This window comes from Roseiconus lacunae, assembly GCF_008312935.1.
GTDB lineage: Bacteria > Planctomycetota > Planctomycetia > Pirellulales > Pirellulaceae > Stieleria > Stieleria lacunae.
The window spans coordinates 85,696-98,079 of the sequence record NZ_VSZO01000015.1 but is presented as its reverse complement, the minus strand read 5'-3'; the positions used below and the strand labels follow the sequence as shown (position 1 = coordinate 98,079).

General features: G+C 55.4%; 8 protein-coding genes. 5 read left to right on the top strand and 3 right to left on the bottom strand.

What is annotated here, in order from left to right:
• Positions 1 to 44: 44 nt before the first annotated feature.
• A complete protein-coding gene (gene ykgO / locus FYC48_RS19990; protein WP_094417406.1) occupies positions 45 to 197 on the bottom strand; it encodes a type B 50S ribosomal protein L36 in 153 nt (50 codons plus the stop codon).
• Positions 198 to 601: 404 nt separating this feature from the next.
• On the opposite strand from ykgO, the gene larC reads away from it, so the two are divergent.
• From larC to FYC48_RS19970, 4 genes are all read left to right on the top strand, one after another.
• Entirely contained in the window at positions 602 to 1,813 is a 1,212-nt protein-coding gene (larC, locus tag FYC48_RS19985; protein WP_149498559.1) for a nickel pincer cofactor biosynthesis protein LarC, read from the top strand.
• A 400-nt stretch (positions 1,814 to 2,213) separates the two neighbouring features.
• Positions 2,214 to 4,040: an efflux RND transporter periplasmic adaptor subunit gene (locus FYC48_RS19980; protein WP_160149647.1), complete on the top strand. Its 1,827-nt coding sequence runs from the start codon at positions 2,214 to 2,216 to the stop codon at positions 4,038 to 4,040.
• Entirely contained in the window at positions 4,037 to 7,312 is a 3,276-nt protein-coding gene (locus FYC48_RS19975; RefSeq protein WP_149498557.1) for an efflux RND transporter permease subunit, read from the top strand. The genes FYC48_RS19980 and FYC48_RS19975 overlap by 4 nt, the downstream gene beginning before the upstream one ends.
• 181 nt (positions 7,313 to 7,493) lie before the next feature.
• Positions 7,494 to 8,243 carry a PEP-CTERM sorting domain-containing protein gene (locus tag FYC48_RS19970; RefSeq protein WP_149498556.1) on the top strand — a complete coding sequence of 250 codons (750 nt, stop codon included), beginning with the start codon at positions 7,494 to 7,496 and terminating at the stop codon, positions 8,241 to 8,243.
• Positions 8,244 to 8,373: 130 nt separating this feature from the next.
• Here FYC48_RS19970 and FYC48_RS19965 read toward each other — a convergent pair whose 3' ends face one another.
• Together FYC48_RS19965 and FYC48_RS19960 are read right to left on the bottom strand one after the other, a co-directional pair.
• On the bottom strand, positions 8,374 to 9,735 hold the full coding sequence (locus tag FYC48_RS19965) for a rhomboid family intramembrane serine protease (protein WP_149498555.1): 1,362 nt from the start codon (positions 9,733 to 9,735) through the stop codon (positions 8,374 to 8,376).
• Between the two features lie 92 nt (positions 9,736 to 9,827).
• Positions 9,828 to 10,637 (bottom strand): serine/threonine protein kinase, encoded by an 810-nt coding sequence (locus FYC48_RS19960; RefSeq protein WP_160149646.1) that lies wholly within the window; start codon positions 10,635 to 10,637, stop codon positions 9,828 to 9,830.
• Positions 10,638 to 11,002: 365 nt separating this feature from the next.
• Between FYC48_RS19960 and FYC48_RS19955 the strand changes: the two genes are divergently transcribed.
• Positions 11,003 to 12,334: a DUF1552 domain-containing protein gene (locus FYC48_RS19955; protein ID WP_149498553.1), complete on the top strand. Its 1,332-nt coding sequence runs from the start codon at positions 11,003 to 11,005 to the stop codon at positions 12,332 to 12,334.
• The last annotated feature ends 50 nt before the right edge of the window (positions 12,335 to 12,384 follow it).

The following is a 12,384-nucleotide window of genomic DNA, read 5'->3' as shown; positions in this document are numbered from 1 at the left end:
TTCTTGGCAATCGTGGGCAGTCACAGAGGCGCCGCCCGTTCGGCTTAGCGACGAGTCTTTTTGACCTTCGCGCCGCCTTGGCGAACCTTAAATTTGGGATTGCTCTTGCAGATCACGTAAACGCGACCGCGGCGTTTCACCACTTGGCAGTCAGGGTGACGGTATTTGAGAGCTCCGATACTGCTGACAACTTTCATGAGTCTATTTCCTGTCAATCGCGTCCAGGGCGAACAATAAACGGACGCTTCTGTGTCGTTTTTCGACTCTCACCTCGTCCTCGGAAGTGAAAATCACAGCAAGATGCTGTTTGTGAAGGTCGCAGAGTATAGCGATCTCCGCGCGGGGTTCAACGGCAAACGGCGTTCCGAACCGAAATGCTCTCTAAACAGATTGAACGGCCAAAAATGTTGGCACTTCCGCCGCTTAAATAAGTCGGCCGATCTATCGTAGCCAAGTCGGCCGTGATTCGATGCCGTCGCTCCCGGCCGCAACCGGAATCGCAATCGCCACGGCATCTGGGGGGACTTCCCCTTTTGACGGGACGTTTTACTCTGATCTTCTCGACGGATTTGCTTGCTACCTTCACTTGGATGAACGTCCCATGACGAAAACGGCTTATTTTGACTGTCTGAGCGGGATCAGCGGAGACATGACGCTGGCCGCGTTGATCGATCTTGGTGCTTCGGTGGAACGGATCGAAGCGTCGCTACGATCGATGGGCTTGCCAAAACTCTCGATCACGGCCGAAGACGTGAAAAAGTGTGGTTTCCGCAGCAAATACGTCAGGATCGAGCATCCGCCCGAGAAAGCCCATCGACATCTGCACCACATCCACGACATGATCGACGGTTCCGCCGAGATCGAGCCGGCGGCCAAAGACCTCGCCAAGCGTATTTTTGGGCATGTCGCCGAGGCAGAAGCGAAGGTACACGGAACGACGCTGCGAAAAGTTCACTTCCACGAAGTCGGTGCGATCGATTCCATTGCCGACATTGTTGGAGTTGCGATCGCGACCACCGAACTCGGGATTGCCTCGGCAATGGCGTCGGCAATTCCTACCGGAACAGGGCAAATCACGATCGACCACGGAACCGTGTCGATCCCCGCCCCGGCGACCGCCGAAATTTTGCGAGGCGTCCCGATCGCGACCTGCGATATTAAACGCGAGCTGACCACCCCGACGGGTGCCGCGATCATCAAGGAACTGTGTTCTCGATTCGGCCCGGTTCCAAGTATGACAATCGATGCGATCGGCTACGGTGCGGGCACCATGGACCTGGAGAATCAGCCCAATTTGCTACGCATTCTTGTCGGGCAAACTTCTGCCGGGCAAGTATCCGGAAACGCGGCGACTGGGACGGCCGACTCGATCGAACACGACCATGTGGTGGTTTTGGAGACCAATCTTGACGATACGACCGGCGAACAGATCGCGAATTGCTCGAATCGGCTGCTCAAAGCTGGCGCCCTCGACGTCACCCAGACGGCCTGCACGATGAAGAAAGGTCGCAGCGGCATTTTGTTGTCGGTGATCGCCGCCCCCGATCGACTAGCATCGATGGAGGAGTTGATATTCCGCCACACATCGGCAATCGGCGTCCGCCGCCGACTGGTCGAACGAGACATTTTGCCACGCCGCGAGATCTCGGTCGAAACACCGCTCGGTCGGGTCGCCGCAAAGGCGGTGCGACTTCCGGGAGGCGATGAGCGAATTAAGGTTGAGTCAGACGATGCGTTTCGACTCTCCGAAGAAACGGGAACCACCTACCAAGAAATCCGTCGAATGGCAGAACAAAGTTTCTTCGGAGGTTAACCATCGACGTCTAACTAAACTTTTTTGTATCCCTTAAAAAAGAAACAGAAAGATTTGGAACAGGGGTAAGAAAGCACGAACTCGGCGGTAGGAAATACGTCAACGTAGAGACACATTTTCGACCCCATCCTTCCGAACCCTTCGAGGGCGATGACACCCCCAACCGGACGATGACTACCTTCGGAAATCGACGTCGCGGATTCACGTATCGGCTGGCCATGGTTACCCGATCACAGTGTCCAGGAGTGCCGTCGATGCCATGCTATCTGGCGATGGTAGCGTCCCAATTATCGGTCCGCGTCCTATCAAGGACCGAACAAGAACGATCACTACCGTGTGTCGCATTGGATGCGACAACGAGCGTCCTATTCAACTTATCGACAAACTGAGCGATCTCCGGATGGACCATGATGCACAGACGAATGATTCCGACGAAGCCCCACAGAAGATGATGGAAGATCATCAGACAATCACCGCCGATCAGCCGCGGCATTCTGAACCGTCCCCCGGACCTTCACGCGTCGCCGGCGAAGAATCGGGGACTACGAAAGCGACAACGAAGAACAACGAACGCAGGAAACGCCCGCGACTTGACCAATGGATCTTGTTCAACGTTGCGATTCCAATTCTTCTCCTGGTCGCCGGAGTCGTCGTCATGAAGGCACTTGGCGAAGCCAGTGCGACGCCTCTTCCGCCACCGGACACCTCACCAGACGCGGTGCTGGAAAGCCTGGCCGCCGTGACGACCGAAACGATTGTGTCGCTCCAGTCTACCGGGCAACAACTCGAGCTGGTCATCGATGGCACCGTGGTTCCTTACCAAGAAGCACAGATCTCCGCCGAGGTCGCCGGACGAATCGTCTTCAAGAGCAACGTCTGCGAAGCGGGCCAACGCGTCCGCGCCGGCGACCTCCTCATGCGGATTGATTCAACCGACTATGAACTCGAAGTCGAACGGTTGACTCGTCAGCGTGAACAGGAATACCGGGCACTCGGTGAGGTCGACCAGGAAATCATCAACACACAAAAATCACTCGAGGTGGCTCGCCAAGAAGTACGCCTTCAGCAGCAAGAAGTCGAACGCCAACAGCGTCTTAGCCAGTTCGGAAGCAAAAGCGAACTGGACAAAGCACGAAGTTCGTTGCTCGCAGCCACCCAGCAATTACTCACTTATGAAAACCAAATCGAAACGCTCCGCCGTCGGCGTTCAAAGTTAGAAGCCAGTGAACAATTGGCCGCGACACAATTGAAGGTTGCCGAGGTCAATCTGCAACGTTGCACCGTCAACGCTCCGATCGACGGCGTGATCGTCAGCGAGCAAGCCGACGTGAATAACTTTGTCAATCGTGGGACGGCGCTGGTCATCATCGAAAACGTGACCAAGTCAGAAGTGATCGCTAATATGCGAATGGACCAACTTCATTGGGTTATTGAGCAGGGTAATCGAGACGCTTCGACGGAATCGCCCATCGCCGACGCCTATCGCGGGTATGACCTTCCAGACACCCCGGCGATCATCGAGTACAGCGTTGCCGGACGCGAAGGTGCCACGCAACGCTGGAAGGGAACGCTGGTTTCATTTGACGGCGTGGGCATCGACCCCAACACGCGGACGGTGCCCGTTCGAATCGTCGTTGACGACCCAGCTCACTATGTCGATGCCGATGGACGCGAACAAACCGCAAACCGCGCGACCACGCTGCTGCGTGGCATGTTTGTCAGCGTCCGATTGCAGCTCCAACCCACCGAAGACTTGGTGGTGATTCCCGCTCGCGCCCTCCGGCCTGGTAACCGCGTTTGGAAATTCCAACCCGATCCCAAGGTCCTTCAAGAGGCTATCGAGGCAGCTGAAAAAGCAGCCGAAGAGGCGGCGAAAACCGCCGACGGACAAAGCAGCTCCCCTGAAGACAAAGCTCAAGACACGCTCGTGAATGATGCCGAGGTCGCAGCTTCGGAGGCCGACGCCGAAAGCGAGTCGTTCGATCCGGCGAATTGGATCCCGGGACTGGTTGCCTATTCGCAAACCGTCTACCCCATCGAATCACTTCGCGTTGCGGGCGAAAAAACACGCGACCCCAACCTTGCGCCGTCACTGCAAACCGCCGAACGCTACTGGGTGTGTGAAGCCAAACGATCCAACCTGGCGGACGGAGACCAAGTGGTCGTGTCCCCATTGGATTCGATCCCTCCGGCCGGATTGCCAGCGAGGGCTGAACAAACGCCATGAAAACCGCAGTCAAATGGGCGATCGATAACGCCCCCGGAATGAACGTCCTGATGATCGCCTTGATGCTGATCGGCGGGACATGCTTATTCTTGATGCGTCGTGAAATGTTTCCAGAGTTTGAGCTGGAAGTCGTGATGGTGTCGGTTCCTTATCCCGGGGCGACACCGAAGGACAGCGAAGAAGCGATTTGCCAAAAGATCGAAGAAGCGATCCGCCCAATCAGCGGCGTTAAAAAGGTCACCTCCATCGCTCGCGAAGGCGGCGCGTACGTGCTCGCCGAATTGCGATCCGATGTCCGCAATGTGCAAAAAGTGATGTCGGAGATCGACCGTGAAGTCGATCGTATTCCCAGCTTCCCGGACCTCGCCGAAGACGCGCAAGTCCAACAGATTACGTTTCGTGATGCCGCGATCCGAATCGGGGTGATCGGCCCGAATGTCCGCACCCGTGAAGAAGAATTGAAACTTCGCGAAATCGCCGAAGGAATTCGCGACGACGTGCTGATGCTGCCAACCGTTTCCACGGCTTCGATCATGGGAACGCGTCCTTACCAAATCGACGTTGAAATCCCCGAAGCAACACTTCGCAGCCATGACTTGACGCTGGACCAAGTCGCGCAGATCATCCGCCAACGCAACGTCGAACTGCCTGGCGGCCAGATGAAAACAGAAGGCCAAGAGATCTTGCTTCGCGCGAAAAGCAAAGGCCGCGTCGGCGACGAGATTCGCAAGATCCCTTTGGTCACCCGTGGCGATGGCGTCGTCCTGACGATCGGCGATCTTGGCGAAGTCCGCGATGAATTCGAAGACAGCACACGCGTCGGTGAAATCAACGGCGAACCCGCCATGGTTGTCAACGTCGAACGTTCCAAGAGCGAAGACTTGCTGGCGATGGTCGATGATGTCTACGCCTACGTCGCCGACAAAGAGCTTCCTGCCGGTTATCGTTTTGAGGTGTGGAATGACACCAGCACCGAAGTTCGTGGACGACTGGATCTTTTGAAACGCAACGGTCTGCAGGGACTCGCACTGGTTTTTTTAGTCCTGACGCTGTTCTTGGAAATGCGTCTGGCGTTTTGGGTTGCCCTCGGTATTCCGGTTTCGATCCTTGGCTCCGGTGCGATCTTGGCTCTCGGCGACCAAACACTGAACATGCTGTCGTTGTTCAGTTTTCTGATGGCACTTGGCATCGTCGTCGACGATGCAATTGTGATCGGCGAGAACATTCATGCCCATAAGGCGATGGGCAAACCACTCAAGAAAGCCGCGCTCGATGGCACCCTGGAAGTATTCCCTTCGGTCACGGCCTCTGTCTCGACCACGGTGATCGCGTTCGCGCCGATGTTCTTCGTTTCTGGCGTGATGGGCAAATTCATGGCCGTGATCCCGATGGCGGTGATCGCCATGTTGCTGATCTCGCTCTGGGAAAGCATGTTTGTTCTTCCTAGTCACCTTTCACATACACACACCGGTTTCTTTCGATTTCTCTCCGTACTGGTTTATCCGTTGCGGCCCTTTGGGTTCCTGCTGAGCTGGCTTGGTCAACGCTTTGCCGCTGGTCTGGACTGGGTTTGTGAAAGCATCTACGTACCTTCGCTACGTTTCGGCTTGCGATATCCCTTCATCCCGATCGCGGTGGCATTGATGCTGGCGATCGGCACCGCCGGAGTCGTTCGCAGTGGCATCGTGCCATCGATCTTATTCCCGGAAACGGACAATAACTTCCTACAAGCGGTGATTACGTTCCCCGATGGCACGCCGGGCATCGAAACCGATCGTGCGACCAAACGGATGGAAGAAGCGCTTCGGCGTGTTAGCCGACGTGTCGGCATGCAACGTGCGCAAGCCGAGGGCAAAACGATCGACGAAATCTACCCTAGTAGCAGCGACGTGATCGCCGGTCCCGTTCGCCTGACGTTCCGGGAAGTCGGTAATAAAACGAATACGCAAAATCCCGTCGGAGGCGGCGGGTCGGCAAGCAGCAACGTCGGCCAGATTTTTGCCGAGCTCTACGACACCGAAATCCGCGACGTCCACAGCAAAACGCTGCTCGCGATGTGGCGTGAAGAAGCAGGCGAGTTCGCCGGCGCCGAAAGTGTTTCCTACGGAAGCGTCGGTGTAGGCCCCGGCGGCAAGGCAATCGAATTCAAATTGCTTGCCGAAAGCAGCAACGAAGAGAACCTGCTGGCAGCGACCGAAGCGGTCAAAGAAAAACTGGCCACGTTTGATGGCGTCTTTGACATCGCCGACGACAACACACCCGGTAAATGGGAATACCAGTTCAAAGTCAAAGACAACGCGATCGCCACCGGAATTACCGCTTCCGATCTGGGGAACACGGTCCGTAACACGTACTTCGGCGCCGAGGCGATGCGTCTGCAACGTGGCCGTCACGAAGTCAAGTTGATGGTGCGTTATCCCGAAGACGAGCGTCGATCACTGGTCAATTTCCGCGAGATCCGCGTGCGTGACCCGGCCGGCAATGATCACCCAATCGAAGAACTCGCCGAGGTTGAACTCAAACGTGGCTTCAGCGAAATCAACCGAGTCGATCAGTTGCGATCAATCACCATCACCGCAGACCTTGATTGGCAACGCGCTAACGCGAACTTGATCATCGCCGATCTGCAGGACAATTACCTTCCCAAGATGGCCAAGCAATACCCGGGTGTCGAGGTTCGTTGGGAAGGGCAGGCCGAACAGAGTCGTGAGTCCGTGGGCAGCTTGATGCAAGGATTCGCCGTCGCGGTGGTGGCAATGTATGTGCTGCTAGTGATTCAGTTTCGGTCTTACATCCAGCCACTGTTGATCTTGATGATCGTGCCCTTCGGGATGATTGGCGCCGTTTGGGGGCACGCGTTGCTTGGCCTACCGCTGACGTTCTTCAGCATGTTTGGCTTAGTTGCGCTCTCGGGGGTGGTGATTAACGACTCCATCGTCTTGATCGACTTCATCAATGCCCGTGTCCGTGCGGGCGATCCACCGATGGAAGCGTTTGCCGAATCGGGGCACCGTCGCTTCCGCCCGATCATGCTAACGACGATGACAACGGTCGCCGGTTTGATCCCCCTGATGCTTGAGCGCTCGTTCCAAGCGCAGCTTCTCATTCCGATGGCCGCATCACTCGCCTTTGGGCTTGCCGTCGGAACGACGCTGCTGCTGTTTCTCGTCCCGATCTTTTACTCGCTGTACCTGAAGACGTACCTTCGCCTGCTGAGCATCTTCGGCTCGGGGGGAGGTCAAGCCACCGGTTCAGAATCGCCGTCGTCATGATTCAGATCTGATTTCAAAACGGAAATCAAGAGCAATCACTCAGCCCTAATTTAAGCTTGGTGTTAAGATTTAAAGAACAAAACCATTCGTCAAATTGCGATGATTGCAAAGCTTCGGCAAGGTTTTATCATTTCCGTTGTACGAAAGATCAGTGCCTCTTACGAAGCAACAAGGGTTCGTGATGATGAAAAAGTTTTGTGCCGCCATAGTTGCGGCCGCCATGATTCAGGCCACAGCATCTGCCGCGGTCGTTTTCACCGAGGATTTTAGCTACGCCGATGGCGACCTGGCTGGTAACGGAGCATGGAAGGCGCACAGCGGATCCGTTCCCGTGACAGTTAGCGGTGGAGCAGCGATTGTGAACAATGACTCAGGATCACAGGACGTGAACCGTTTCTTTGATGAAATTTCCAGCGGTTTTGCTTCGTATCAATTCGATATGGTTGTAAACGCAGACGCTCCAGTTGCGGGCGGCGACTACGAATACTTCGCTCACTTCGGCAACTCGGGTAACAACGGTGACGGCGTTAATACCCAGTCTTTCGTGGCGCGCTTAGATGTCGTCGAAGCGAGTGACGGCACGGGTGACTACTCATTGGGTATCGCATCTTTCGGATCAACTGCGGACGCTGTAACAACGCAGTCATTTGCTTTCGGTGATACCGTATCGGTATTGGTAGATTTCAATGTGGATTCTGACACCGCTACACTTTCTGTTGGCGGCGAATCGATCACTGGCCGGATTGGCACGCAATCAACCGCGGTGAACACATTCGTTTTACGTCAATCTGGTAGTAGCAGCGATGAAACGATTGCCATCGACAACCTTATTATCTCACAAGTATCCGCCATTCCTGAGCCCAGCTCTCTTGCTTCGCTGGGGCTTTTAGCATGCGGAACCGTGATGGCGGGTCGTCGTCGACGCAAGTAAACATCCGACAGTTTTCGATTGATCAAAACGAAACGCTCGCCGAATCGGCGAGCGTTTTTTCGTTGCGCCAACATCCACCGGCCGCTAACGCGTCGCAACTCTGATCGATGTGATTAAGACTTACGTTGCGCTACGCCGTTTGACGTAACTGCTGTAAAAGTTGATCGCGGCGCCGCACGACGTTTTGGGTCGACGCGGTGATACCGGCGTTACTCTCCGGATCCGGCGTCTGGATTTCTTCCAACGTCTTGATGGCAAGGTCGCGGCGTTTCATGACTTGCAATTGAATTCGTGCCATCAACAGACGAGCCTCATCGGCCATCGATTCTTTCTTTTCCGTCAACACGACCAATGGGCGAACCGCGTCGGTCCATTGCTTTGCCGCACCGAGCTTCTTGGCAATCTCCATCAGCGTTGATTCGGACAGTCCGTGCGCCAGCTGCTGTGAATCCATCGATCGAAAATGGCGCATCGCCTCGACCAGGTTGCCGGCTTTTAAACTTGAACGTAACACATATGCCAATCGATTAAATTCGGGATGCGACTGGCTTTTGGCGGTTCGCTCGGCACCTTCACACTTGACGATGCGTTTGTACCGCCGCTTAGGTTTGTTGCCTTCGGCTTTCCGTTTAGCTTCGCGTTGCTTTCGATCGTTCAGGTTTGACTTCGCGATTTCTGGCAGACTGGTCGATCCGTAGCGGACGGCGTGATCGACGTTGCAGCCTTCCAATTGCAGTGCACTTGTCACGGGGCTGAAGTCGTCTTGCTGAAGCAGTGCGTCGCGCTGACGCTGTTTGTCACTGTAGAGAAAACGATACTGCTTCAGCCAATCGTGACGGGACACCGCGTCCCACCCATCACAATCAACTTGCTCTGTTCGCAGCAGATACCCGCCGGCAAAGAACCCAAGAGTGGCTCCCAAAATATGACCGAACGCGCCCGTGATTACCAAACCACTGAAAATCACGTACATGAGGTCCAGGGCAATAAAGTACAACGCAAAGATCGCGATCGCGGTTTCAAAGCGCCAAACCAAGAACAACCAGAATACGTCGTTATCAGGTGCCCACAATAACGCGATCATCATTAGCCCGGCGACAACCCCCGATGCACCCAGCATCGGTGCCTCACTGCCGAGAACAAACATGCCGACTTGAGAGACGGCGCTGACAATGGTCCCGATCCCCAGATAGATCAACGCAAACCTTGTCGACCCCGCTTTTCCTTCGACGATCAAGCCGAAGACGAATAGGAAAAACAGATTGCTGATTAAGTGCAACGGGTCACCATGCATGAAGATACAGGTCACCCATTGCAGGGGATTGATTTGGTCGGGCATCAGCATCAACCAACTGATTTGATCGAACTCGATCTGCCCGAAGAGGCAACTGAGCGTGGTCATACAAAACACAACCACGTTGGTCACGATCAATCCGCACGTCACGAAAGGCCAGTGGTGAAGCGGAGTGTCGGTGCTGTAGGGGATGATCATGGTTAGCTACACATGGTACATCAAAGAAGGAAATCGCCTAAGCAGACGCACCCCTACAGCATAATTGATCAACAGCCCTGTGATGGGGGGCATCAAGCGACGCGGCGAAATTCCGTTTGTGAAGGCTCGATATGCTCGCCAAGAGAGTCGATTTCAAGCCGCAACAAAGCCTGAACGACATGTGTTGCACTGGGGCGCCGCTGAGGCGTCTCGTCCGCCATCTGCTCGACCAATTCACAGACCGGGCTGAGTAGCAGTTCGTTATCGGTTTCGACATGGGCCAACCAATCCCACAAAATGCGACCGGCCGCGTAGAGGTCACTCGCATGGCTGGCCGCCGAAGGATTAGTCAACAACTCTGGCGAAGCGTACGCCGGCGTGCCTCGAAACGGTGACGATTCGGCCAGGGTTCCCCGGAACGAATATCCCAAGTCAAGTAACGTGACGTGCCCGTTGGCCGCGATGATCAGATTTGATGGTTTGATGTCGCCGTGAACCCAACCGGCCCCGTGCATCGATTCCAATGCCTGACACATCTGTCGGACAAACCACAACGCGACTGGAAGCGGGCGCCGCGGTCCGCGCTGCAGGTTCCATTGCATTGAGTCACCGGCAATCCGTGGCATCACGACGTAAGGAAACTGAGAGCGAATGTCGCCGTCAAGCACGGTGATCAAATTCGGGTGAGACAGCGATCCTGCGGCTGCCATGCAGCGGGCAATGCCTTCCCAGCCCTCTTCGGTTTTTGCGACTTTGACGGCATAGTCCCAACGTGGACTCCCGCTCGCATCAACCGGCTGTGCCCGAAAGACCGCGTTTTCAGTTCCGTCATGGATGACCTGCCCCAAACGCCAGATTCCGAGCTGGCTGGGCAATTCTCGCTGAACGTGACGATTTGACATCGGGTGACTCTGCAAAAAAATCCAAGGTGTGGAAAGCGTCTTCCAAGTTTCGTTCATCGGCCGTTCCTCTTGGCCTCTGGTGAACGACTGCGGTAATCGGCAAAGTTGACACGGATTGCCCAAACTGGGTTCGTCACGTTCACTCGCCACGTGAAAGAGCAAAGGTGAAAAGACACGTCGCGAGGGTGAATACGGTTCCCGAAACTTTCTTCCTTGAATCGGGTTTGGAGTTTCACGGGCGAGTCGTCGCCCGAAAATGTTAAACTGGGGCTGGCGCAGGTTGTCCCGATGCACCAATTTCACCGTCGGCGACTTCGCGTATTCGCCCTCCCGCCCCTCCGTTCCCTGGCTGAGCGAGCCTGATCATGCCGCATTCGCAATCATTGGAAGCCTCCCGACGGTCAGTCCTTCGAGCCGCCGGTATCTCGGTCGCGCTGCCTGCCTTGGAATCGGTGCGTCAATCTGCATCTGCGTCCGAGGCGAGCCCAGCAGAAAACGCCAAGACTGAAAAACGGCGGATGGTCTGCATCGGGAATATGTTGGGCTTTTATCCCGAGGCGTTCTGGCCGCAGCAAATTGGTCAGGCAGCGCGAACCAGCGGCGTCGACCCGAAATCGATCCCGATGTCGGAAACGCTTGCTCCGTTGGAATCGTACCGCGACGATCTTACGGTGATCGCGGGCCTGGATCATGGACTGAAAGGCGGACACTTTGCGATCCATGGGTTCCTGAGCGGACTCAAACACGCGGATGCGAAAACGATGCCCGACGGCAACATATCGGTCGATCAATTCGCCGCCGAATCGATCGGAGGACAAACGCGTTTCGCTTCGTTGACCGTCGGCAGTGACTCAGGAATCCACGGCGGATGTCAGATGTCATGGAGTCGTGCGGGCACACGAGTCCCGCCGATCACAGGGCCCCGTGAACTGTTCGAGAAATTGTTCGTCGGTACGAAGCAGTCGGATAAGCAAAAAGCCGCCGACCGCTTCCGCTTGAAACAGTCGATCCTCGATTCGATTGGTGGTGATGCGAAGTCGGTCGCCAAAACATTAAATGCGCGCGACAAGCAGAAACTGGACGAGTACTTCACGTCGATCCGCGAAGTCGAACAGCGTTTGGGTAACCGACAACAGTGGATCGACGTCCCAAAACCGTCGCCGCCTTTTGATCGGCCACGCAATTCCAACATGGTCGATGACCTGCCGATGCTCTACGATCTAATCGCAATCGCACTGCAAACCGATTCGACAAGGATTGCAACTCTGGAGATCGGCGGCGACTTCGAAGCCCGTGACTTCGGATTTAATTCAGGCTATCACGCTCTTTCACATCACGGCCAACGCGAAGAAGCGATCAAAGCCCTGAAAGTGATCGACGCCTATCAAGTCGAACAATTCGCGCGGTTCCTCGACAAACTGAAATCTTTCCAAACAGACGAATCAAACCTCTTGGATCAGACAACCGTCCTGTTCGGCAGTGGAATGGGAAACGCCAATTCCCACACCAATTCCAACCTACCTGTTGTTCTGGCCGGAGGAGGTTTTCGTCACCGGGGGATGCTGGCCTTTGATCAGAAAGAGACTCACCGGCCGCCGTTAACCAATCTTTTCCTTTCGATGCTACACCGTTTCGGACTACACACCGATGCGTTTGCGACCAGTACCGGAACGTTGACAGGTCTGGAGATCGCATGATGCAGGCGCGATCAATGGCTTTATGTCGCTCTGCTTTTTCCCGGTTCGCA

Coding starts and splice junctions, on each gene's coding strand:
- ykgO (WP_094417406.1), bottom strand. CDS start 197: ATGAAAGTTGTCAGCAGTATCGGAGCTCTCAAATACCGTCACCCTGAC.
- larC (WP_149498559.1), top strand. CDS start 602: ATGACGAAAACGGCTTATTTTGACTGTCTGAGCGGGATCAGCGGAGAC.
- FYC48_RS19980 (WP_160149647.1), top strand. CDS start 2,214: ATGGACCATGATGCACAGACGAATGATTCCGACGAAGCCCCACAGAAG.
- FYC48_RS19975 (WP_149498557.1), top strand. CDS start 4,037: ATGAAAACCGCAGTCAAATGGGCGATCGATAACGCCCCCGGAATGAAC.
- FYC48_RS19970 (WP_149498556.1), top strand. CDS start 7,494: ATGATGAAAAAGTTTTGTGCCGCCATAGTTGCGGCCGCCATGATTCAG.
- FYC48_RS19965 (WP_149498555.1), bottom strand. CDS start 9,735: ATGATCATCCCCTACAGCACCGACACTCCGCTTCACCACTGGCCTTTC.
- FYC48_RS19960 (WP_160149646.1), bottom strand. CDS start 10,637: ATGTCAAATCGTCACGTTCAGCGAGAATTGCCCAGCCAGCTCGGAATC.
- FYC48_RS19955 (WP_149498553.1), top strand. CDS start 11,003: ATGCCGCATTCGCAATCATTGGAAGCCTCCCGACGGTCAGTCCTTCGA.